Source organism: Cellulosimicrobium sp. 4261 (assembly GCF_040546915.1).
In the GTDB taxonomy this organism is placed as follows: domain Bacteria; phylum Actinomycetota; class Actinomycetes; order Actinomycetales; family Cellulomonadaceae; genus Cellulosimicrobium; species Cellulosimicrobium cinnabarinum.
Window position 1 is genome coordinate 329,855 of record NZ_JBEPOQ010000003.1, and the last position, 21,330, is coordinate 351,184.

General features: G+C 75.6%; 20 protein-coding genes. 13 read left to right on the forward strand and 7 right to left on the reverse strand.

Going from position 1 to position 21,330, the window contains the following annotated elements; genetic code table 11:
- The first annotated feature begins 96 nt into the window (after nt 1-96).
- Both ABIE39_RS06030 and ABIE39_RS06035 read left to right on the forward strand, forming a co-directional pair.
- On the forward strand, nt 97-1,227 hold the full coding sequence (locus ABIE39_RS06030; protein WP_354050833.1) for a T6SS phospholipase effector Tle1-like catalytic domain-containing protein: 1,131 nt from the start codon (nt 97-99) through the stop codon (nt 1,225-1,227).
- Between the two features lie 33 nt (nt 1,228-1,260).
- The gene (locus tag ABIE39_RS06035; RefSeq protein ID WP_255437006.1) at nt 1,261-1,803 is read left to right on the forward strand and encodes a DsbA family protein; all 543 of its coding nucleotides are present in this window, start codon (nt 1,261-1,263) and stop codon (nt 1,801-1,803) included.
- A gap of 140 nt (nt 1,804-1,943) precedes the next feature.
- Here ABIE39_RS06035 and nhaA read toward each other — a convergent pair whose 3' ends face one another.
- Nucleotides 1,944-3,359: a Na+/H+ antiporter NhaA gene (gene nhaA / locus ABIE39_RS06040; RefSeq protein WP_209827259.1), complete on the reverse strand. Its 1,416-nt coding sequence runs from the start codon at nt 3,357-3,359 to the stop codon at nt 1,944-1,946.
- 396 nt (nt 3,360-3,755) lie between these two features.
- Between nhaA and ABIE39_RS06045 the strand changes: the two genes are divergently transcribed.
- From ABIE39_RS06045 to ABIE39_RS06060, 4 genes are all read left to right on the forward strand, one after another.
- A complete protein-coding gene (locus ABIE39_RS06045; protein WP_175007945.1) occupies nt 3,756-4,235 on the forward strand; it encodes a deaminase in 480 nt (159 codons plus the stop codon).
- Between the two features lie 59 nt (nt 4,236-4,294).
- Entirely contained in the window at nt 4,295-5,770 is a 1,476-nt protein-coding gene (locus tag ABIE39_RS06050) for a solute carrier family 23 protein (RefSeq protein WP_175007946.1), read from the forward strand.
- An 83-nt stretch (nt 5,771-5,853) separates the two neighbouring features.
- Nucleotides 5,854-7,173 carry a molybdopterin molybdotransferase MoeA gene (locus tag ABIE39_RS06055; protein WP_354050835.1) on the forward strand — a complete coding sequence of 440 codons (1,320 nt, stop codon included), beginning with the start codon at nt 5,854-5,856 and terminating at the stop codon, nt 7,171-7,173.
- Nucleotides 7,170-7,619 (forward strand): molybdenum cofactor biosynthesis protein MoaE, encoded by a 450-nt coding sequence (locus ABIE39_RS06060; RefSeq protein ID WP_175007948.1) that lies wholly within the window; start codon nt 7,170-7,172, stop codon nt 7,617-7,619. The genes ABIE39_RS06055 and ABIE39_RS06060 overlap by 4 nt, the downstream gene beginning before the upstream one ends.
- A 170-nt stretch (nt 7,620-7,789) precedes the next feature.
- Here ABIE39_RS06060 and ABIE39_RS06065 read toward each other — a convergent pair whose 3' ends face one another.
- Both ABIE39_RS06065 and moaA read right to left on the reverse strand, forming a co-directional pair.
- The gene (locus ABIE39_RS06065) at nt 7,790-8,062 is read right to left on the reverse strand and encodes a hypothetical protein (RefSeq protein WP_175007949.1); all 273 of its coding nucleotides are present in this window, start codon (nt 8,060-8,062) and stop codon (nt 7,790-7,792) included.
- Nucleotides 8,063-8,160: 98 nt separating this feature from the next.
- Entirely contained in the window at nt 8,161-9,267 is a 1,107-nt protein-coding gene (gene moaA / locus ABIE39_RS06070; protein WP_175007950.1) for a GTP 3',8-cyclase MoaA, read from the reverse strand.
- Between the two features lie 257 nt (nt 9,268-9,524).
- Here moaA and ABIE39_RS06075 point away from each other — a divergent pair, with 257 nt between their 5' ends.
- From ABIE39_RS06075 to ABIE39_RS06085, 3 genes are read left to right on the forward strand one after another with little or no spacing between them, the layout of a single operon-like run.
- On the forward strand, nt 9,525-10,799 hold the full coding sequence (locus ABIE39_RS06075; protein ID WP_354050837.1) for an XdhC family protein: 1,275 nt from the start codon (nt 9,525-9,527) through the stop codon (nt 10,797-10,799).
- A complete protein-coding gene (locus tag ABIE39_RS06080; RefSeq protein ID WP_209827267.1) occupies nt 10,799-11,668 on the forward strand; it encodes an FAD binding domain-containing protein in 870 nt (289 codons plus the stop codon). Before ABIE39_RS06075 ends, ABIE39_RS06080 begins: the two co-directional genes overlap by 1 nt.
- Entirely contained in the window at nt 11,665-14,685 is a 3,021-nt protein-coding gene (locus ABIE39_RS06085; RefSeq protein WP_354050838.1) for a molybdopterin-dependent oxidoreductase, read from the forward strand. Before ABIE39_RS06080 ends, ABIE39_RS06085 begins: the two co-directional genes overlap by 4 nt.
- A gap of 51 nt (nt 14,686-14,736) precedes the next feature.
- Here the strand turns inward: ABIE39_RS06085 and ABIE39_RS06090 are convergent, their stop codons facing one another.
- Nucleotides 14,737-15,408, reverse strand: a complete 672-nt coding sequence (locus ABIE39_RS06090) for a nucleotidyltransferase family protein (RefSeq protein WP_354050840.1) — start codon at nt 15,406-15,408, stop codon at nt 14,737-14,739.
- A gap of 177 nt (nt 15,409-15,585) precedes the next feature.
- Here ABIE39_RS06090 and ABIE39_RS06095 point away from each other — a divergent pair, with 177 nt between their 5' ends.
- A complete protein-coding gene (locus tag ABIE39_RS06095; RefSeq protein ID WP_209827272.1) occupies nt 15,586-16,749 on the forward strand; it encodes an SPFH domain-containing protein in 1,164 nt (387 codons plus the stop codon).
- A gap of 2 nt (nt 16,750-16,751) precedes the next feature.
- Nucleotides 16,752-17,828: a TFIIB-type zinc ribbon-containing protein gene (locus ABIE39_RS06100; protein ID WP_209827273.1), complete on the forward strand. Its 1,077-nt coding sequence runs from the start codon at nt 16,752-16,754 to the stop codon at nt 17,826-17,828.
- A gap of 4 nt (nt 17,829-17,832) precedes the next feature.
- Here the strand turns inward: ABIE39_RS06100 and ABIE39_RS06105 are convergent, their stop codons facing one another.
- Nucleotides 17,833-18,240, reverse strand: coding sequence for a winged helix-turn-helix transcriptional regulator (locus ABIE39_RS06105; RefSeq protein WP_074809138.1), 408 nt, complete (start codon nt 18,238-18,240; stop codon nt 17,833-17,835).
- A 141-nt stretch (nt 18,241-18,381) separates the two neighbouring features.
- On the opposite strand from ABIE39_RS06105, the gene ABIE39_RS06110 reads away from it, so the two are divergent.
- Nucleotides 18,382-19,260 carry an SDR family oxidoreductase gene (locus ABIE39_RS06110; protein WP_354050842.1) on the forward strand — a complete coding sequence of 293 codons (879 nt, stop codon included), beginning with the start codon at nt 18,382-18,384 and terminating at the stop codon, nt 19,258-19,260.
- A 51-nt stretch (nt 19,261-19,311) separates the two neighbouring features.
- Here the strand turns inward: ABIE39_RS06110 and ABIE39_RS06115 are convergent, their stop codons facing one another.
- Entirely contained in the window at nt 19,312-19,695 is a 384-nt protein-coding gene (locus tag ABIE39_RS06115) for a universal stress protein (protein WP_074809141.1), read from the reverse strand.
- Between the two features lie 45 nt (nt 19,696-19,740).
- On the reverse strand, nt 19,741-20,598 hold the full coding sequence (locus ABIE39_RS06120) for an IclR family transcriptional regulator domain-containing protein (protein ID WP_175007958.1): 858 nt from the start codon (nt 20,596-20,598) through the stop codon (nt 19,741-19,743).
- 70 nt (nt 20,599-20,668) lie between these two features.
- On the opposite strand from ABIE39_RS06120, the gene eda reads away from it, so the two are divergent.
- Nucleotides 20,669-21,328, forward strand: a complete 660-nt coding sequence (gene eda, locus ABIE39_RS06125) for a bifunctional 4-hydroxy-2-oxoglutarate aldolase/2-dehydro-3-deoxy-phosphogluconate aldolase (RefSeq protein WP_209827275.1) — start codon at nt 20,669-20,671, stop codon at nt 21,326-21,328.
- Nucleotides 21,329-21,330 lie beyond the last annotated feature (2 nt).

The following is a 21,330-nucleotide window of genomic DNA, read 5'->3' on the forward strand; positions in this document are numbered from 1 at the left end:
TGCGTCGGCGGGCGCCGTCGTGCATCAGCCGGAGCGCGACGACCCTCCCCAGATGGTGTCCCCGACGCGCCGCCGGGGGCGGATCGAGGAGGGGTCATGAAGCGGCTGGTGCTGTGCTGCGACGGCACGTGGAACTCGCCGGTGAACGCGAGCGTGTCGAACATCGAGAAGATCGCGCGCTCGGTCCGCACCGGCATCGGACCGGACGGCGTCCAGCAGATGGTGTTCTCCGTCGAGGGGGTCGGGGCGCAGGGCTACCTCGTCGACCGGCTCCTCGGCGGGGCGTTCGGGTACGGCCTGACGCGCAACGTCGTCGCGGGGTACCGGCACCTCGCGCTCAACTACGAGCCCGGCGACGAGATCTACGTCTTCGGGTTCAGCCGCGGCGCGTACACGGCGCGCAGCGTCGTCGGCATGGTCGCGACCGTCGGGCTGCTCACCCAGGACGCGCTCGCGCGCGACCACCTGTGCGAGGCCGAGGACGTCTACCGCGACCGCGACGCCGCTCGCCGGGCCGAGCGTGCCCGCACGTTCCGCGCCGCGTACTGCCACGACCACGTGCCCGTCGCGTTCCTCGGGGTGTTCGACACGGTGGGTGCGCTCGGCGTCCCCGGGCTGTCGCGCCGCCGCAGCCGGTTCCACGACCTGCGTCTGTCGACCGACGTCCGGTGCGCCCGCCAGGCGCTCGCCATCGACGACCGCCGCATCACGTTCGAGCCGTGCCTCTGGGACGTGCCCGTGGCCATGGCGTCCCGGGTCAAGCAGGTCTGGTTCCCCGGCGGGCACAGCGACGTCGGGGGCGGCGCGCGGGCGCGCGCCCTCTCGGACACCGCCCTGCTGTGGATGCTCGGCGAGGCCGTCGCGCGCGGTCTCGTCGTCGACGAGGAGCGGCTGCGCGCGCAGCTCCACCGCGACGACGAGCTCGTCTGCCGCGTCCGCCCCGGGCTGCTCTTCGGCGCGCTCAACCTCGTCAAGCGCCTGCACCACCGCCCGCGCTTCCGCGGCGCGCTGCGGGTCCTCGCGGGCGTCCCGACCCCGCCCGAGACCGTCGACGCCGTCTTCCTCGCCGAGACGGCCGTGACGCTCAGCGCCGACCCCGCGTCGGTCTACGCGCGCCACGCGCGGAACCTCGGCTGGTGGCGCGACAGCGCGGGCCCGGACCTCGCACGCGTCGTCGAGCCGGTGCCGGGCGCCGCCCAGGAGACCCGGCCCCTCGCCCTCGCCTGACCACGCGCGCCGCCCCGTGCCATGCTGGGCAGCGTGAGCGAGCAGACCCCCGACCGCGTCCCGGCCGCGCAGCTCGTCCCCGCCGACGCGCACGTCCTCGGGGACCCCGCCGCGCCCGTCACCATCGTCGAGTTCGGCGACCTCGAGTGCCCGTACTGCGCCGCCGCCGCCCCGGTGCTGCGGCAGGTCGTCGAGTCCTCCGACGGCCGGGTGCGCCTCGTGTTCCGCCACTTCCCGCTGTTCGAGATCCACCCGCACGCGCTGTCGGCCGCGCTCGCCGTCGAGGCGGCCGCCGCGCAGGGCAGGTTCTGGGAGATGCAGGCCGCGCTGTTCGCGCACCAGGACCAGCTCGGCGAGGCCGGGCTCGCCGAGCGGGCCGAGGAGCTCGGGCTCGACGGCGCGTCGGTCGTCGGGGACGCGGCCCAGCAGCACGCCGCCCCGGTGCAGCGCGACTACGCCGACGCGCTCGCGGTCGGCGTGCAGGGCACCCCGACGCTCTTCGTCGACGGCGTCCGCTACCGCGGCCGCGTCACCGCCGAGGGCCTGCGGGCCGCGATCGCCGCCGCGCGGTCGTAGGTCACCGCGCAGGCCCGAGCGCCCGGCCGGCCGGACCCCGGCCCGCGCCGTGCCGCGCCGCGCCGCGCCGTGCCGTGCCGTGCCGTGGCGTGCCGTGGCGTGTCGTGCTCGCCGCCCGCGACCCCTGACGCGCCGCGCGGTCACGTGGTCGCGGGCGGGTGCCAGGGGAGCGGTGGGAGCTCCGGTGGCGGGCCGCCCGCGCCGGGCGAGCACAGGGGCCAGCGCTCGCCGAAGAGCCGCAGCGCCACGGAGCCGAGCACGGCGGCGACGAGCGAGCCCGCGAGGATGCCGATCTTGGCCTGCTCGACGAGCGCCTCGTCGTCGAACGCGAGCTCGGCGATGAAGAGCGAGATGGTGAACCCGATGCCGGCGAGGATCGCCCCGCCGAGCAGGTGGGAGTACCGCACCCGCCCCGGGAGGTCGCCGAGGCCGAGCCGCAGGGCCAGCGCCGCGGCCCCGAAGATGCCGACGGCGTTGCCCACGACGAGCGCGACGGCGACGCCGATCGTCACGGGCGACGTGGCGGCGGCGCGCAGCGACTCGCCGTCGAGCCGCACGCCCGCGTTCGCGAGGCCGAAGACGGGCACGACGACGTACGCGCTCCACGGGTGCAGCACGCGCTGGAGGCGCTCGCTGGTGGGCACGGCCGCGCGCGCGGCGAGCTCGGTGAGGTGCTCACGCTCCGCCGTCGTCTCCTGCGCGAGCCGCTTGGCGTACTTCGGCACGACGGCGACGTCCACGGGGCGCGACGAGCGCGACGGCACGAGCAGGCCCACGAGCACGCCCGCGAGCGTCGCGTGCACGCCCGAGGCGTACACCGCGCCCCACAGCGCGATCCCGGCGAGCGCGTACGGCGTGAGGCGCCAGACGCCGAGCCAGCGCAGCACGAGGATCACGGCGACGAGCACGGCGGCGACGCCGAGCCCCGGGAGCCACAGGTCGTCGGTGTAGAAGAGCGCCATGACGGAGATGGCGCCGATGTCGTCGACGACGGCGAGCGTGAGGAGGAAGAGCCGGAGCTGGTCGGGGCAGCGCGGCCCGAACAGCGCGAGGATGCCGACGAGGAACGCGGTGTCCGTCGACATGACGATGCCCCAGCCGTGCTGAGCGGGGGACCCCACGTTGAACGCGAGGTAGATCAGCGCGGGCACGGCGAGGCCGCCCAGCGCGCCCAGCGCCGGGACGGCGACGGTGCGGCGGTTGCGGAGCTCGCCGCTCGTCACCTCGCGGTTGATCTCGAGGCCGATGACGAGGAAGAACACGGCCATCGCGGCGTCGTTGACCCAGTGGTGCAGGTCCATCTCGAACGTCCACGGCCCGACGCGCCAGCCCGCCTCCGTGGACCAGAGCGCGTCGTAGGCGCCGGACCACGCGGAGTTCGCCCACACGAGCGCGACGACCGTGGCGGCGAGGAGCAGGACGGCGCCGCCCGCCTCGGTCGCGAGGAACGAGCGGAGCGAGGGCGCCACGGGGCGGAGCTGGAAGCGCAGCGGCGGGCCCGGTCGGGCGGGGACGCGGACGACGGGGAGGTACGACGGCGGAGCGGGCTCGGTCACTGGGCCTCCGGGTGGGTCGGGACGGGGCGGCGCCCCGGGCGTCGGACCTGCGCTGGGACAACTCTTCCGGGCGGCAGATCCTTCCGCAACAGACCTCACGGGAGCATCGAGGCGGGGGCTCTGCCCGACGCGGAAATCCGTATCTCGGAAAAGTTCTTCCGAAACCCTTGTGACGTCCGCCACGCGCTGCTACCGTCGAGAGTGCCAACGGCGGGCCCGGGCCGAGCGACACGCTCGGTGGTCGACACGATCGATCCGACACCGGCAGCTACCTACCAGGCGGACGTGACAACTCGCCTGCAGCGGCCCGCCGGCCGCCTCCTCCCGGCTCACCGACGAGCCCGGACGCCGGAGGCGGAGCACCCGGCGTCGCTGCCCGAACCGTGGAGACTCACCATGGACACTCTTGTCGTGGACACATCACACCTGGACCGAGCCGTCGCCCTCGCGGTCGACAGCGTCGCGCACGCCGGAGGACCCTTCGGCGCCGTCGTCGTCACCGCCGACGGGCAGGTGTTCGAGGGCAACAACCGGGTCACGCAGGACAACGACCCCACCGCGCACGCCGAGGTCACCGCGATCCGGCGCGCGTGCGCCGCGCTCGGCACCTTCGACCTCACGGGCGCGACGCTCTACTCGAGCTGCGAGCCGTGCCCCATGTGCCTCGCGTCCGCCCTCTGGGCGCGCGTGCAGGCCGTGCACTACGCCGCCGACCGGTACGACGCCGCGCGCGCCGGCTTCGACGACGCCGCCTTCTACGACTTCTTCGACGCCGACCCGGCCGACCGGGTGATGCAGGTCGTGCACGAGCGCACGGCCACCGCCACCGCGCCGTTCGACGCCTGGCGCGCCCTCGACTCCCGGGTCGAGTACTGACCGGCCGCGCGGTCGATCGGTACCTCGGGAAAGGGCACAAGGACGTGACTCTCCTCGGCATGCGGCGGCAGACCGCCGGGAACGACGACGCACGCGGCACCGGACCGGCCACCGGCCGGCTCGACCGCTTCTTCCGGATCACCGAGCGCGGCTCGACCACGGGGCGCGAGCTCCGCGGCGGGCTGGTGACCTTCTTCGCGATGGCGTACATCGTCATCCTCAACCCCCTCATCCTCGGCGGGACGAGCGCCGAGAACGCGCCCGTCGACGTCGCGGGCGGGTGGCTCCAGACGGCGCAGGTCGGCGCGATGACCGGCCTCGCCGCCGGTGGCCTGACCATCCTGTTCGGGCTCGTCGCGAACCTCCCGTTCGCGCTCGCGGCCGGGCTGGGCATCAACTCGTTCCTCGCCGTCGCCGTCATCGGCGACGTCACGTGGCCCGAGGCGATGGGGCTCGTGCTCGTCAACGGCCTGCTCATCGTGCTGCTCGCCGTGACGGGCGCGCGGTCGGCGATCTTCAACGCCGTCCCGCGCCAGCTCAAGGCCGCGATCACGGTCGGCATCGGCCTGTTCATCGCGTTCATCGGGTTCGTCGACGCGGGGTTCGTCACGCGCACCCCGGGCGGGCCGCCGGTGCAGCTCGGCGACGGCGGGTCCATCACCTCGGTCCCGACGCTCGTGTTCGTCGTCGGGCTGCTCACCATGGGCGTCCTCGTGGCGCGCAAGGTCAAGGGCGGGCTGCTCATCGGGCTCGTCGCGACGACCGTCGTCGCGATCGTCGCCGAGTCCGTGCTGCACCTCGGCCCGGCGTCGGAGACGAACCCCGGCGGCTGGCACCTCACCGTGCCGGCGCTGCCCAGCTCGCTGGTGTCGGTGCCCGACCTCAGCCTGTTCGGGCAGCTCTCGTTCGGCGCGTTCGACCGGATCGGGGCGCTCGCGGCGACGATGCTCGTGTTCACGCTGTTCTTCACGAACTTCTTCGACGCGATGGGCACGATGACGGGGCTCGCCAAGCAGGGCGGCCTCGCCGACGCGGACGGCAACTTCCCGCGCATCAAGTCGGCGCTCGTCGTCGAGGGCGTGGGCGCGGTCGTCGGTGGGGCGACGTCGTCGTCGTCGAACACGGTGTTCGTCGACTCGGCGGCGGGCGTGGGCGAGGGTGCGCGGACGGGCCTCGCCTCGGTCGTCACGGGCGGGCTCTTCCTCGTCGCGATGTTCCTGACGCCGCTGACGGCGGTGGTGCCGATCGAGGTCGCGAGCGCGGTGCTCGTCGTCGTGGGCGCGATGATGATGGGCCAGATCAAGGAGATCGACCTCACCGACTTCACGGTGACGCTGCCGGTGTTCCTCACGATCGTGACGATGCCGCTCACGTACTCGATCGCGAACGGCATCGGTATCGGGTTCGTCACGTGGGTCCTGCTGCGGACCGCGTGCGGGCGGGCGCGCGACGTCCACCCGCTGCTGTGGGTGGTCGCGGCCGGGTTCGTCGTGTACTTCGTGCGCGGTCCGCTCACCGCGGTCGTGGGAGGCTGAGCCTCGACATCGACCGCACGGCCGACGGGTCGCCCGCTCCTCCGGGTGGCCCGTCGGCGTGCGAGGAACGGGGAGGGCGAGGCATGGCCGGGACAGCACGGGTGAGCGTCGACGAGCACCGCGCGGACGTCGCGGCCCTCCTCGCACCCCTCGTGGACGCGGCCCGACGGCGCGCCCGCACCCAGGACGTCGACCTCGCCGCCGCGCTCGGCTGGGTCCTCGCGGGGGACCTCGTCGCGCCCGTCGCCGTCCCGCTGTTCCGCAACTCGCAGATGGACGGGTACGCCGTCCGCGCCGCGGACGTCGCCGACGCGCGGACGGAGGCCCCCGTCCGCCTGGCCGTGGCCGCCGAGATCGCGGCGGCGCCGGGCGTCCCGCCCCGGCTCGCGCCGGGCACGGCCGCCCGCATCATGACGGGCGCGCCCGTTCCCGAGGGAGCGGACGCCGTCGTGCCCGTCGAGGACACCGCGACCGGGACGTTCGCCCGCACGCCCACGGGTGCGGCGCGGGACGACCGCACCGGTCCGGCGGCCGGAGACGCTCTTGCCACGCCGGGCACGGCGGAGGCCGTCGAGGTCCGGGTGCCGCGGGCCGCGGGAGACTTCGTGCGCCAAGCGGGCTCCGACGTCCGCCCCGGCGACGTCCTGCTGCCCGACGGGACGGTTCTCGCGCCGCACCACCTGGCCGCCGCCGCGGCGTGCGGGGTCGGGCGCGTCCGGGTCGTCGCGCGGCCGCGCGTCGCGGTCCTGTCGACGGGGTCGGAGCTCGTCGGCCCGGGAGAGACCCCGGGCCCCGGGCAGGTCTTCGACGCGAACGCCGACGCGCTCGGTGCCGCCGTGCGGCGCGCGGGCGGCGACGTGGTGCTCACGGCCCGGTGCGGCGACGACGCCGAGCGGTTCGCCGTCGTGCTCGCCGAGGCCGCGGCGGTCGCGGACCTCGTGGTGACGTCGGGAGGCGTGTCGCAGGGCGCGTACGAGGTGGTCAAGGACGTCCTCGGCGGGGGCGCGTCGTCGGACGTGACGTTCCGCTCCGTCGCGATGCAGCCGGGCGGGCCGCAGGGGTTCGGCACCGTGGACGGGGTGCCCGTGCTCACCTTCCCGGGCAACCCGGTGAGCGCGCAGGTGTCGTTCGCGATGTTCCTGCGCGAGCCGCTCGAGCGGGCCGCGGGCCTGCCCGGCGCCGAGCGCGTGCGCACGGCGGTGCTCGCCGAGCCGCTGACCTCGCCCGCGGGCAAGCGGCAGCTCCTGCGGGGCGCGACGGGTCCGGGGGGCACGGTGCGCGTCGTCGGGGGAGCGGGCTCCCACCTCGTCGCGTCGATGGCGCGCGCGGACGTGCTCGTGGACGTCCCGGCCGACGTGACAGAGTGGGACGCCGGGACCGAGGTGGAGGTGCGGGAGCTGTGACGCAGGAGACGGACGGCGGCGCGCCGCCCACGGACCCCAGCCGTGTGACGACGGACGTGCTCGACGACGCCGTGTCGCGCGCCGTCGAGGAGGCCGTCGGGGGGCCCGAGTGCGGGGCGGTCGTGACGTTCCGCGGCGTGGTGCGCGACGTCGACGGCGGTCGGGGCGTGACGCGGCTCGACTACGAGGCGCACCCCGACGCCACGGCGGTGATCCGGCGCTGCGTCGCGGACGTGGCGACCGAGACGGGGCTGCGGGCCGCCGCGGTCCACCGGTACGGCAGCCTGGGGATCGGTGACGTCGCGCTCGTCGCGGCCGCGGCAGCGGGCCACCGCCGCGAGGCGTTCGAGGCCTGCTCGCTGCTCGTCGAGCGCATCAAGGCCGAGGTGCCGATCTGGAAGCGCCAGCACTTCGACGACGGCGTCTCGGAGTGGGTCGGGCTGTAGGACCAGGGCCGCTGGACCGTCGGTCAGACGACGAGAGGCGAGAAGCGTCCCCCGGCCGGAGCCGGGGAGGGGCCACTTCTCGCCTCTCGCGAGCTTCCTTCGGGATCCGCCGGGCGACGACGATGTCGGGCGGGTTGCCCGGCCGCTCGGGCCGGGAGGGGACGGTCGGGTCAGCGCGCGGCGGGGCGGTTGTCGAGCAGCATGCCGATGCCGAGGCCGACGGCGGTCCCGAGGACGAGGCCGAACCAGCTCAGCACGACGACCCCGACGACGGCGCCGACGGCCGCGCCCAGGACGCTCTTGGTGCCGGCCTTCCAGGAGCCGGACCGCTCGTCGGTGCGGTAGATCGGGAGCGCGGACGCGCTGTTGTCCGGGGTCGTCGAGGACGCGCCGGAGATCGAGGAGGAGGGGCGGTTGGTGGGTGCGGGAGAGATCGTCGTCACGAGATCCATGGTAGGAAGAGACGGCGGCTCTGACCTGGGCTGATGCACCGAGGTGACCGGCTTCACCCTATGATCTGCGCCACCGCCCGGCGCTCACCTCAGCCGCCGATCGCGCCCATGCTGCGTGTCGTCGCCGCGAAGGCGTCGGCGGCGAGCGTGGGGGCGTCGCTGCCGTGCGCGAGCGGCTTGCGCCACGTCGCGCCCTGCCACGCCCGGGCGAGGGCGTCGTCGCGCTCGTCCTCGTCGAGGTCGTCCGAGCGCAGGATCGCGCGCAGGTCGGTCTCGTCGTCGCCGAACAGGCACGAGCGCACGGTGCCCTCGGCGGTGAGCCGGGTGCGGTCGCACGCGCCGCAGAACGAGCGCGTGACGGAGGCGATGACGCCGACCGTCTGGGGTCCGCCGTCCACGAGCCACTCCTCGGCGGGCGCCGACGGGTCGTCGCGCCCGACCTCGAGCAGGTCGAAGCGGGTGCCCAGCACGCCCAGGAGGTCCGTCGCGGAGACGAGGTCGTCGCGCGTCCAGCGGCCGTCGGCGTCGAGCGGCATCTGCTCGATGAACCGCAGGTGGCAGCCGTGCTCGACCGCCCACGCGAGGAGGTCGGCCGCGCCCGCCAGCGTCTCGGGCATGAGGACGGCGTTGAGCTTCACCGGGGCGAGGCCGGCGTCGAGCGCGGCCCGGATCCCGGCGAGCACGTCGGGCAGGCGGTCGCGCCGCGTGAGGCGCGCGAAGTGCGCGCGGTCGACCGAGTCGAGGGAGATGTTCACGCGGTCGAGCCCGGCGTCGACGAGCCCGCGGACGCGCTTGTCGAGGCCGATCGCGTTGGTCGTCAGCGAGAGGGACACGCCCGGCGCGGCGGCGCGCGCGGCGCGCAGGATGTCGGCGAGGTCGTTCCGCAGGAGCGGCTCGCCGCCGGTGAACCGGACGTCGGTGATGCCGAGCCGCGCCACCGCGACCCGCACGACCCTGCCGATCTCGTCGGGCGTGAGCAGGTCCTCGCGGGGGATCGCGGGCAGCCCTTCGGCGGGCATGCAGTACGTGCACCGCAGCGAGCACTTCTCGGTGATGGAGATGCGCAGGTCGCGCGCCACGCGGCCGTACCGGTCGACGAGCGCGTCGGTCGCCGGGCGGGCCGGGTCGAGGTCGGCCGGGACGCCGGAGGGCGCGGCGGACCGCAGCCTGGGCATCCCGAGCGAGACGGCGGTCATGGGCTGATCGTAGTCGTCCGTCCCGCCGGGACGGTGACCTACGCCTCAGCGCGTGCTAGCGTGGAGTCCGTCGAGCGGAAGATCGGTTCCGCTGGACGGAAAGGCCCCTCGGTGCTCGAGGGACGTCAACGGGCGGATTCAAGCCCTGCGACCGGGAGCGTCACAGCCGACGCCGGCCCGGGTGCGCAGGGGACTCACCGCAAGGGTTCACTGGAAGGACGCCGGTTCGCCGGCACCCTGGCGGAAGCGAGGCCACGATGCTCCACATCGTCGACCGGCTCGCCCCCTGGCTCGGTCCGGGGCAGCCACCCTTCGCCGTGGCGACGGTGGTCGCCGCGTCGGGGTCCGTGCCGCGCCCGGTCGGCACCGCGATGGCGGTCCGCGCCGACGGCGCCGTGCTCGGCAGCCTGTCGGGCGGGTGCGTCGAGGGTGCCGTCCACGCCGCGGCGCTCGACGCGATCGCGTCCGGCACGAGCCACCGCGAGACGTTCGGGTACAGCGACGACGACGCGTTCGCCGTCGGGCTGAGCTGCGGCGGGACGCTGGACGTCCACGTCCAGCCGGTGCTCCCGGACGACGACGCGACGCGCGCCCTGCACGCGCTCGCGGCGCGGGAAGAGCCCGCCGCGCCCGTGGCCCTCGTCCGCCGCATCGACGGCGGCGCGCGCACGGTCGTCGTCGTGGACGACCCGGGCGCTGCCGACGAGGCAGCGGTCGCCCGGGTGCTGCGCGGGCTCGTCGGCCCCGACAGCCTGGCAGCCGCCGCGGCGCAGGTCGTGGCGGTGCTGCGGGCGGGCGGCACGGCGACCGTGCACGCGGCGCACGGCGGGCCGGGCGCGCGGCCGTCGTCGCCCGAGGCGCCCGCCGGCGCGCAGGTCCGGGCAGGAGCCGCCGTCCCGGGTGACCCGTGCGACGACGTCGAGCCGGTCACGCTGCTCGTCGAGACGCGGCTGCCCGCGCCGCGCTTCCTCGTGTGCGGGGCCAACGACTTCGCGGGCGCGCTCGTGCGGCACGTCCGGCTCGTGGGCTACCGCGTGACGCTCGTCGATGCGCGCGAGGTGTTCGCGGACCCACGCCGTTTCCCCGAGGCGGAGGTCGTCGTCGACTGGCCCGACCGCTATCTCGCCGTGGAGGCCGCCGCGGGCCGGCTCGACGCGCGGACCGCCGTCGCCGTGCTCACGCACGACGCGAAGTTCGACGTGCCGCTCCTGCGGCTCGCGCTGGACCTGCCGCTCGCGTACGTCGGCGCGATGGGCTCGCGCCGCTCGCACGCCCAGCGCGTCGCCGCGCTGCGTGCCGAGGGCGTGGGCGAGGCCGCGCTCGCGCGCCTGCGGTCGCCCATCGGGCTCGACCTCGGCGCCGTCACGCCCGAGGAGGTCGCCGTCTCCGTCACCGCGGAGCTCGTCGCCACCCGGCACGGGCGCTCCGCCGTCGTCCCGCTCAGCAGCAGCTCGGGCCCGCTCCACGCGGAGCCCGCCGCACGACCGGACGGTGCACCGACGCACCGCCCCCACCCCGAGGAGGCCCCCTGATGGACCTGGGCACCGTCACCGACCTCGTCCCGACCGCCGACCCCGCCGACTGGCGCGAGGGCGACGCGTGGCTCGCGGGCGGGACCGTCCTGTTCTCCTACGGCAGCGAGACGCTCCGGCGCCTGCTCGACCTGACGAGCGCGGGGTGGCCCGCGCTGACGGTCACCGGCGACGGCCTGGAGATCGCCGCGACGTGCACCGTCGCCGAGCTGTGGGCGTTCGAGGAGAGCGCGCAGGCCGCGCCCGTGCGCGAGCGGTGGCGCGCGCTGGACCTCGTGCGGCCGTGCTGCGACAGCTTCGTCGCGTCGTTCAAGATCTGGAACACGTCGACCGTCGGGGGCAACGTCTGCACGTCCCTGCCTGCCGGGCCGATGATCTCGCTCACCGCGGCGCTCGACGGCGTCGCGGAGATCTGGGGGCCGGGCGGCACCCGCCGGGAGCAGCCCGTCGTCGACCTCGTCACGGGCGAGCTGCGCAACACGCTCGCGCCCGCGGAGCTCCTGCGCGCGATCCGTCTGCCGGACCACGCGCTGCGCTCGCGGACGGCGTTCCGCCGCCTGTCCCTGTCGAACCTCGGGCGCTCCGGCGTGCTGCTCGTCGGCCGGGTCGACCCGCCCGACGCCGGGGGCGCCTTCGTCCTCACGGTCACCGCGTCGACGCGCCGGCCCGTGCAGCTCCGCTTCGCGGCGGACGCGCTGCCCACCGCTGCGGACCTCGTCACCACGCTCGACGGCGCGATCCCCGCCGACCTCTACCACGACGACATCCACGGGCTGCCCGAGTGGCGCCGGGACATGACCTACCGCCTCGGCGAGCAGATCCGCGCGGAGCTCGTCGACGGCACGACCTCGGACGGAGGCCTCCGATGACGACGACGCCCGCCCCGGACCCGGCCCCGCCGGTGACGATCGACGGCCGCACCGCCCGCACCGAGCCGCGGGCGGGCCAGTGCCTGCGCACCTACCTGCGCGAGCAGGGCGCGCTCGGCGTGAAGAAGGGGTGCGACGGCGGCGACTGCGGCGCGTGCACCGTGCACGTCGACGGCGTCCCGGTGCACTCGTGCGTCTACCCCGCACGACGCGCGGCCGGTCACGAGGTGACGACGATCGCGGGGCTCGCGGCGACGTCGTGCCCGGGCGGCGCGGCCGGGGACGAGCCCGCGGGCGCGTGCGACCACGCCCCCCACGGCCCGCAGGACGCGCTGCACCCGGTGCAGCAGCAGTTCCTCGACGCGCAGGGCTTCCAGTGCGGGTTCTGCACCGCCGGGATGATCATGACCGCCGCGACGTTCGACGACGCGCAGCGCGAGAACCTGCCGCGCAACCTCAAGGGCAACCTGTGCCGCTGCACGGGGTACCGGGCGATCGAGGACGCCGTCCTCGGGCGCGGCGACACGACCGGGAGCGCGCCGGGCACGGGTGAGCGCGCGCCGTCGGGCGGTGACCAGGCCGCTACCTCGGGTGACCAGGCCGCTACCTCGGGTGACCAGGCCGCTACCTCGGGTGACCTGGGCTCTGCCTCGCGGGATCACGCCGCTCGCTCGGCCGGCCGGGCGTTCGGGCGCGACGTGCCCGCGCCGGCGGGGCGGGGGATCGTCACCGGGACGGTGCGGTACACGCTCGACGTGGACCCGGCGGACTACCCGGGCCTGCTCCACCTCAAGCTCGTGCGGTCCCCGCACGCGCACGCGCGCGTGGTCGCGATCGACACGACGGAGGCGCTCGCGGTGCCCGGCGTGCACGCCGTGCTCACGCACGAGGACGCGCCCGCGACCCGGTTCTCGACCGCGCAGCACGAGCTGTTCACCGACGACCCCGACGACACGCGGATCCTCGACGACGTGGTGCGGCACGTCGGCCAGCGGGTCGCGGCCGTCGTCGCCGAGACCGTCGCCGCCGCTGAGGAGGGCGTGCGCCGGGTCCGCGTCGAGTACGAGCCGCTGCCCGCCGTCGTCGACCCGGAAGCGGCCATGGCGCCCGGCGCCCCGCTCGTGCACCCCGAGCTCGACGCCGCCGCCGCGCGTGTCTCGCGGCCGGAGGCGAACGTCGTCGCCGAGGTGCACAGCGAGCTCGGCGACGTCGAGCGCGGGCTCGCGGAGGCCGACGTCGTGCACGAGGCCACGTACCGCACCCACCGCGTGCAGCACGCGGCGCTCGAGACGCACTGCGCCGTCGCGTCGCTCGACGACGACGGGCGGCTCGTCGTGCGGTCGTCCACGCAGGTGCCGTTCCTCGCGCGCCGCCACCTGGCGCGCGTCCTCGACCTCGACCCGGAGCGCGTGCGCGTGCACTGCGAGCGCGTGGGCGGCGGGTTCGGCGGCAAGCAGGAGGTGCTCACGGAGGACGTCATCGCGCTCGCGACCCTGCGGCTCGGCCGGCCCGTGCAGCTCGAGCTCACGCGCCGCGAGCAGTTCGTCGGCACGACGACGCGCCACCCGTTCCGCATCCGCGTGCGCGCGGGCGCGCGCCGCGACGGCACCCTCACGGCGCTGCACCTCGACGTCCTCAGCAACACCGGGGCGTACGGGAACCACGGCCCGGGCGTCATGTTCCACGGGTGCGGCGAGTCGCTCGCCGTCTACCGGTGCGACAACAAGAAGGTCGACGCCCACTGTGTCTACACGAACACGGTGCCCGCGGGCGCGTTCCGCGGGTACGGGCTGTCGCAGATGATCTTCGCGGTCGAGTCGGCGGTCGACGAGCTCGCGCGCCGGCTCGGGATGGACCCGGTCGAGCTGCGGCGCCGCAACGTCGTGCGCGACGGCGACCCCATGCTCTCCACGCACCCGACCCCCGAGGAAGACGTGCTCTACGGCAGCTACGGGCTCGACCAGTGCCTCGACCTGGCCGCCGACGCGCTCGCACGGGGCCGGGCGCGCGACGTCGCCGCGTACGGCGCGCGCGCCGGGTCCGGGCCGGACGCGCTCCCGGACCTGGGCCCGGAGTGGGGTGTCGGCGAGGGGACGGCGCTGTCCATGATCGACACCGTCCCGCCCCGCGGGCACTACGCGCACGCCCGCGTGCGGATCCGGCCGGACGGGGTCGTCGAGGCCGAGGTCGGGACCGCCGAGTTCGGCAACGGCACGACGACCGTCCACGCCCAGCTCGTCGCCAGCGCGCTCGGGCAGGACGCCGCCGACGTCGTCGTGCGGCAGTCCGACACCGACCTCGTCGAGCACGACACCGGCGCGTTCGGGTCCACCGGCACGGTCGTCGCGGGCAAGGCGTCGCTCGCCGCCGCGCAGGACCTCGCCGAGGCGGTGCTCAAGGTCGCGGCCGGGGTCGCGGGCGCGGCGCCCGGCGACTGCCGGCTCGTGCCCGGCGCTGTCGACTGCGCCGGGACGGTCCTGCCGCTGGCCGACGTCGCGCGCGCCGCCGACGACGCGGGGATCGACCTCGTCGCCGAGGGCCGCTGGGGCGGCACCCCGCGCTCCGTCGCGTTCAACGTGCACGGCTTCCGCGTCGCGGTGCACCGCGGGACGGGGGAGATCCGCATCCTCCAGTCGGTCCAGGCCGCCGACGCCGGGGAGGTCGTCAACCCGCGCCAGTGCCGCGGCCAGGTCGAGGGCGGCATCGCGCAGGCCCTGGGCGCGGCGCTCTACGAGAACGTGGTGGTCGACGAGACGGGCCGTGTCACGACGGACATCTTCCGCCAGTACCACCTGCCCACGTTCGCGGACACCCCGCGCAGCGAGGTCTACTTCGCGCGGACGTCGGACACGGTGGGCCCGATGGGCGCGAAGTCGATGAGCGAGAGCCCGTTCAACCCCGTCGCGCCCGCGCTCGCCAACGCGGTCCGCGCCGCGACGGGCGTGCGGTTCACGGAGCTGCCGCTCGCCCGCGACCGCGTCTACCTGGGCATCAAGGCCGCTACCCCCACCCGCTGAGTGCACGGAACAGTCGCGTCCGACGTCGGTCGGCGCGACTGTCTCCCGCACTCAGCGGGGGCGGGGCGGCGGGTCGAGGAGGTCGAGGTCGGCCGCGGTGTCGAGGTCGCGGCCGTCGCCGGAGTGGTCGACGACGTCGACCAGGTCGGCGTGGGCGCGCAGGAAGTCGCGGGCGCCGTGGTCGCCGCGGGCGCTCGCGGCGGCGGGTCCCGCGAGCGCGGCGTCGAGGACGAGCGGGTGCGCCCAGCGAGGACGGCCCGCCCCTGCCGCGCCCTCGGCGGCGGCGAGCCAGCGCGACGCGGTCACGCGCCCGGGGCGGTGCGCGGCGAGGAGGCGCGCGACGTCGTCGGGCCCGACCCCGGGTTGGTCCACGTGCGCGACGACGACCCGGGCGGGGACCAGGTCCAGAGCGGCGGCGACGCCGACGCGCAGGGACGAGGCCATCCCGGTGGCCCAGTCGGGGTTCTCGACGACGTGCACCCCGGGGCCGTCGAGCGACGACCCGGCCCGGGCACCGGCCGCCCCGGCGCCGAGCACCACGACGACGGCGTCGCACCCGCCCGCGAGCAGGGTCCTCGTCGCGTGCTCGACGAGCGTCCCGCCGCGGTGGGGGAGCAGCGCCTTGGGGCCGCGGCCCAGGCGCGACCCCGCGCCGGCGGCGAGCAGGACCGCGACGGCGGGCGCGGCAGGCGTCGGCGGGCCCGACGGCGGCGAGGTGGGCACCCGGCCAGGATAGGTCGCCGCGCCGCACGCGCGTCGTGGCCACCAGTGGGTTTTACCCGTCCTTGGCCATTTCATCGGCAGACGGGGATGCCGCTATGCTCGGCGCGCCGGGGCGACGCGGCGGGTCGTGGACCTGCTCGTCGACGACCGTCCCGCACGACGAGCGAAGGAGTCCGGATGAGCTTCATGGAGAAGCTGCGCGGCCAGCTGATCGACATCGTCGAGTTCCTCGACGAGAGCCGGGACACGATCGTCTGGCGCTTCCCGCGCCAGGGCAACGAGATCAAGAACCAGGCGAAGCTCGTCGTGCGCGAGGGGCAGAGCGCCGTCTTCGTGAGCGAGGGCCGGCTCGCCGACGTGTTCGGGCCAGGCACGTACACGCTCGAGACCAAGAACCTGCCGATCCTGTCGACGCTGCAGGGCTGGAAGCACGGGTTCAGCTCACCGTTCAAGGCGGAGGTCTACTTCGTCACGACGCGCCAGCTCACCGACCTCACGTGGGGCACGCAGAACCCGGTGATCCTGCGCGACCCGGAGCTCGGCGCGGTGCGGCTGCGCGCGTTCGGCACGTACGCGCTGCAGGTCGTGGACCCGGCGGCGCTGCTGCGCCAGCTCGTGGGCACCGACCCGCAGTTCCGCACCGACGAGATCGGCGACTACTTCCGCCGCCTCGTGGTCGGCCAGCTCGGGCCGGCGCTCGCGGAGGCCGGCGTCGCGGCGGTCGACCTCGCCGCGAACCAGGGCCAGATCGCCACGCGCCTCGCGGGCCAGCTCTCGGAGGACCTCTCGGAGTACGGCATCGCCGTCCGGCGCTTCGTCCTCGAGAACGTCTCCTTCCCGCCCGAGGTCGAGGCGGCGCTCGACAAGCGGACCCAGATGGCCGTCGTCGGGAACCTCGACCAGTACACGAGGTTCCAGGCGGCGAACGCGATCGAGACCGCGGCGGGGAACCCCGGCGGGGCGGGCGACGGCCTGGGCCTCGGCGCAGGGATGGGCCTCGGCGCCGCCATGGGGCAGCAGCTCGCGCAGTCGCTCGGGACGCCGTCGGCCCCGCAGGCCCCGGCGGCGCCCGCCGGGCCGCCGCCGCTGCCCGCCGCGGAGTCGCCCTGGTACTGGGCCGTGGACGGCGCGCAGGCGGGTCCCGGCACGACGGCGGACCTCGCGGGTCACGTCCGGTCCGGGGCCCTGACCCGCGGGTCGCTCGTCTGGCAGCAGGGCATGGACGCCTGGACGCCCGCCGGGCAGGTCCCGGCGCTCGCGTCGCTGTTCGCCGCGACCCCGCCGCCGCTGCCGCCGACGGGCACCCCGACCGGCACCTCCAGCGACCCGGCGGCGGGCTGACCGTGAGCGACACCCAGGGCGGGCTGGTCCGCACGCGCTGCGACGCGTGCGGGTCGCAGCTCGCGTACGCGCCGGGCACGCAGCACCTGCGCTGCGTCGCGTGCGGCGGCACGGTCGACATCGTGCACGCGCCGGGGGATGCGGTCGACGAGCACTCCTTCGACGCGTGGGCCGCGGCCCAGGGGGGCGTGCGCGCCGGGCTCCTCGACGCCCGCACCCTCGTGTGCGACGGCTGCGGCGCGACGACGCAGGGCACGGACCTGTCCGTCGCGTGCCGCTTCTGCGGAGGCCACCTCGTCGTGGCGGCCGAGGCGGACGGGCTCGTGCAGCCGGAAGCGGTCGTGCCGTTCGGCGTCGAGCAGGCGCAGGCGCGCGAGGCGTTCCGGCGATGGGTCCGCTCGCGCTGGTTCGCGCCGGGCGAGCTGAAGAAGGTGGGGGACACCGAGTCGCTGCACGGCTCGTACGTGCCGCACTGGACGTTCGACGCGCGCACGTCGTCCGCGTACACGGGCCAGCGCGGCGACGCGTACTACGTCACCGTGAAGCAGGGGGACCAGGAGCGCCAGGAGCGGCGCGTGAGCTGGACGCACGTCGCGGGGCACGTCGCGCGCGACTTCGACGACGTGCTCGTGCCCGCGTCGTCCCAGGTCGCCGAGCGCGACCTCGCCCGGCTCGGACCGTGGCCGCTCGCGCAGGCCGTGCCGTTCCGCGCCGAGTACCTCGCCGGGTTCGCGGCGGCGCGCTACGAGGTCGAGCCGCCCGTCGGGCTCGAGCGGGCGCAGCAGAAGATGGCCCCCGTCATCCGGCGGGACGTCGAGCGCGACATCGGCGGCGACGAGCAGCGCGTGGGGTCGGTCCGCACCGCCTACGCCGACGTGATGTTCAAGCTCGTGCTCCTGCCGCTGTGGATCGCGACGTACGTGTACGCGGGCAGGCAGTGGCAGGTCATGGTCAACGCGAACACGGGACAGGTGGTCGGACGACGCCCCTACAGCGTCGGCAAGATCGTGCTCGCCGTCGTGGCGGGCCTGCTCGTGGTCGCCGCGCTCGTCTGGTGGTACGTGCGCTCGCAGACGTGAACGGTCAGTCGCGGCGGGCGTCGTACGCGCGCTGGGACGCCGACACCTCGTCGACCGCGCCCTCGAGGACGTCGATGAGCCCCGAGAGGCTGTCCGCGACGCGGCGCCCGAGGTCGGTGAGGGAGTACTCGACGTGGGGCGGGATGCTCGCCCGCACCTCGCGCACGACGATGCCGTCGCGCTCGAGGGACTGGAGGGTCTGCGCGAGCATCTTCTCGCTGACCCCGTCGATGCGGCGGCGGAGCGCGTTGAAGCGCACCGCGCCGTCGCGCAGGCCCGCGACCGTGAGCACGCCCCAGCGCCCGGTCACGGCCTCGAGCACGTGGCGCGAGGTGCACCCGCGCTGGAAGACGTCGGCCACCATCGCGTCGGTGGGTCCGGTGTCCTCCACGGGACGGGCGTCGGTGGTCATCGCCCCAGGATACGGCGCCCGCGTGCGGCAAGTGCTGTGAGATAGGTCGCACTTACTCACGGTTTGCACTTACGAAAAGTAAGCGCATGCTGGTGGTCGTGCGGTCGACCGGCCGCGCCCCGCACTCGAAGGAGCCCGCGCATGTCCATCGCCGTCACCGGAGCCAGCGGCCACCTCGGCCGCCTCGTCGTCGAGTCCCTCCTCGCCCGCGGCGCCGACGCGTCCCAGGTCGTCGCGCTCGCGCGCACGACCGCCAAGGTCGCGGACCTCGCCGACCGTGGCGTCGAGGTCCGCGAGGCCGACTACGCGCAGCCGGAGACGCTCACCCCGGCGCTCGCCGGGGTGGACGTCCTCGTGCTCGTCTCCGGGTCCGAGGTCGGGCAGCGCGTCGAGCAGCACCGCAACGTCGTCGACGCCGCGCGGGCCGCCGGGGTCGCGCGCGTGGTCTACACGAGCGCCCCGCACGCGACGACGTCCGCGCTCGTGCTCGCGCCCGAGCACAAGGCGACCGAGGAGCTCCTCGCCGCCTCGGGCCTCGCCACGACCGTCCTGCGCAACAACTGGTACACCGAGAACTACGTCGGCGACGTGCTCGCCGCGCGCGAGTCCGGCGAGATCGTCGCGAGCGTGGGCGACGGCCGCGTCGCGAGCGCGAGCCGCGCGGACTTCGCCGAGGCGGCGGCCGTCGTCGCGCTCGCCGCGCACGAGGACGCTTCCGCGCACGCGGGCGCCGTGTACGAGCTGAGCGGTGACGTCGCGTGGACGTACGACGACCTGGCCGCCGCGGCGGCCGAGGTGCTCGGGCGCCCCGTCGTCTACCGGCGCGTGTCGCCCGACGAGCACCGCGCGCTCCTGCTGGGCGCGGGCCTGGACGAGGGGACGGCCGGGTTCGTCGTCGCGCTGGACGGCAACATCCGCGACGGCCTGCTCGCCGAGGTCACCGAGGATCTGCGCCGGCTCCTGGGCCGCCCGACGACGCCGCTCGTCGACGGGCTGCGCACCGCCGTCGCGCAGGGCTGAGCCGGACGGCGCGGCCGTCCGGGCGACCGGGCGGCCGCGCGGCGGCGTCCGTCAGTGGGACGCCTTGACGACGAGCACGGGGACGGGCGAGTCCAGCAGGACGCGCTGCGTGGTGCTGCCGAGCAGGAACTTGCCGACGGGCGAGCGCTTGCGCGCCCCCACGACGACGAGGTCGGGGGTCGTGCGCTCGGCCTCGTCGATGATCGCCTCGGCCGGGTCGCGGTGCTCGGGGCGGTACGAGACCTCGGGGCGCGCGACCTGGGCGGGGAGCGTGTCGAGCAGGTGCGCGAGGCTCGCGGGGACACCGGCGTCGGCGTCCTGCGGCGTGAGCACGAGGACCGCCAGGGGGGTCGAGCGGTGGACCGCCTCGGCGACGGCCGCCCGGAATGCGGTCTCGCCCTGCGGGGAGTCGTTGTACGCCACGAGGACGGTCATCGCGCGGGCCCTTCCGTCATTCCGTCGTGCTGCGGTTGAACTCTCTCACAGCGCGGCGTCCGTCGCCGGTCGGCGGGTCGCGCCGTCCCCGGGACCGCGGAGCACGGCGTCGGGCACCGCCAGGGTCGGGGGCAGCAGTGGCGGCACGACCTCGCGCAGGATCGCCTCGATCTCCCGCCGACGCCGCGCGCCGAGCCGCTCGGCAGGCGCCGTGACGCTCACGGCGGCGACCGGCTGCCCGGCGCGCAGGACCGGGACGGCGACGCAGCTGATGCCCGGCTCGTTCTCCTCCGTCTCCGTGGCGAACCCCGTCGCGCGCGTGGCCTCGCACGTCGCGCGCAGCGCGGCGGGCGTCACGGGGTGGTCCTCGGGTGCGGCGGCGGCGTACCAGGCGAGCGCGCCGTCGTCGAGAGCCCGCTGGGAGAGCAGCGCGCGCCCGAGCGCGGTGGTCGCCGCCGGGCGGCGCCGACCGACGGCCGACCAGACGCGGACGGCGCGCGCCGGCTCGACCTTGTCGAGGTAGACGATCTCGGTGCCGGCGAGGGCACCGAGGTGCACGAGCTCGTCGGTCGCGCGGCACACCGCGACGAGCACCGGGTGCAGGAGCGCGGGGAGGTTCTCCTCGCCGAGGTAGACCGTCGCGAGCGCGGTGGCCGCCGGGCCGAGGCGGTAGTCGCCGGTCGTCGCGTCCTGCTCGGCGTACCCGCGGAACCGCAGGGCCGCGAGCGTGCGGTGCAGGGACGCCTTGTGCAGCCCGAGCGAGCGCGCGAGATCCCCGAGCGCGACGCCCCCGGGACCGGCCGCGGCGAGCGCCTCGAGCGCGACGAGCGCCTTGTCGACGCTGCCGAGCGGGCTCTCGGCCGCCCCCGGGGTGCCCGTCGGCGCACGTCCGGCTTCCGCCATCGTGACTCCTTCGCCTAGAGTGCGTTCCGTAGTGAACAACAGGTGTTCACCATAGCGAAACGGAGCCTGGATGTCACCCCTGGGACCCCTGGAGGGGATCGCGCGTGCCCGCGTCGTGCCGGTCGTCGTCGTCGACGACGCGGTGCAGGGCGTCCTCGTCGCGAGCGCGCTGCGCGACGGCGGCCTGCCCGTCGCCGAGGTCACGTTCCGCACCGCCGGGGCGCGCGCGGCGATCGAGGCGATCGCGCGCGACGTGCCCGACGTGCTGGTCGGCGCCGGCACCGTCGTCACGGCCGCGCAGGTCGACGAGGCGGTCGACGCCGGAGCGCGGTTCCTCGTCTCGCCCGGGCTCTCCGCCGGCGTCGTGCGCCGCGCGCAGGAGCTCGGCGTGCCCGTCGTCCCGGGTGTCGCGACGCCGTCGGACGTCATCGCCGCGCTCGACCTCGGCCTCGACGTCGTCAAGCTGTTCCCCGCGAACGTCGTCGGCGGGCCCGCCGCCGTCAAGGCGTTCTCCGCGCCGTTCCCCGGCCTGCGGTTCGTGCCGACGGGCGGCGTGAGCGCCGCCAACCTGCTCGACTACCTCGCCCTGCCCGCCGTGCTCGCCGCCGGCGGCTCCTGGATGGTCGACGCCGCGCTCGTGCGCGCGGGCGACACCGCCGAGATCACGCGCCGCACGCGCGAGGCCGTCGCGCTCGCCGCGTCCGCCCCCCACCCCGCCGAAGGAGCCTGACC

Coding starts and splice junctions, on each gene's coding strand:
- ABIE39_RS06030 (WP_354050833.1), top strand. CDS start 97: ATGAAGCGGCTGGTGCTGTGCTGCGACGGCACGTGGAACTCGCCGGTG.
- ABIE39_RS06045 (WP_175007945.1), top strand. CDS start 3,756: ATGGACACTCTTGTCGTGGACACATCACACCTGGACCGAGCCGTCGCC.
- ABIE39_RS06050 (WP_175007946.1), top strand. CDS start 4,295: ATGCGGCGGCAGACCGCCGGGAACGACGACGCACGCGGCACCGGACCG.
- ABIE39_RS06055 (WP_354050835.1), top strand. CDS start 5,854: ATGGCCGGGACAGCACGGGTGAGCGTCGACGAGCACCGCGCGGACGTC.
- moaA (WP_175007950.1), bottom strand. CDS start 9,267: ATGACCGCCGTCTCGCTCGGGATGCCCAGGCTGCGGTCCGCCGCGCCC.
- ABIE39_RS06075 (WP_354050837.1), top strand. CDS start 9,525: ATGCTCCACATCGTCGACCGGCTCGCCCCCTGGCTCGGTCCGGGGCAG.
- ABIE39_RS06080 (WP_209827267.1), top strand. CDS start 10,799: ATGGACCTGGGCACCGTCACCGACCTCGTCCCGACCGCCGACCCCGCC.
- ABIE39_RS06085 (WP_354050838.1), top strand. CDS start 11,665: ATGACGACGACGCCCGCCCCGGACCCGGCCCCGCCGGTGACGATCGAC.
- ABIE39_RS06095 (WP_209827272.1), top strand. CDS start 15,586: ATGAGCTTCATGGAGAAGCTGCGCGGCCAGCTGATCGACATCGTCGAG.
- ABIE39_RS06105 (WP_074809138.1), bottom strand. CDS start 18,240: ATGACCACCGACGCCCGTCCCGTGGAGGACACCGGACCCACCGACGCG.
- ABIE39_RS06110 (WP_354050842.1), top strand. CDS start 18,382: ATGTCCATCGCCGTCACCGGAGCCAGCGGCCACCTCGGCCGCCTCGTC.
- ABIE39_RS06115 (WP_074809141.1), bottom strand. CDS start 19,695: ATGACCGTCCTCGTGGCGTACAACGACTCCCCGCAGGGCGAGACCGCA.
- ABIE39_RS06120 (WP_175007958.1), bottom strand. CDS start 20,598: ATGGCGGAAGCCGGACGTGCGCCGACGGGCACCCCGGGGGCGGCCGAG.
- eda (WP_209827275.1), top strand. CDS start 20,669: ATGTCACCCCTGGGACCCCTGGAGGGGATCGCGCGTGCCCGCGTCGTG.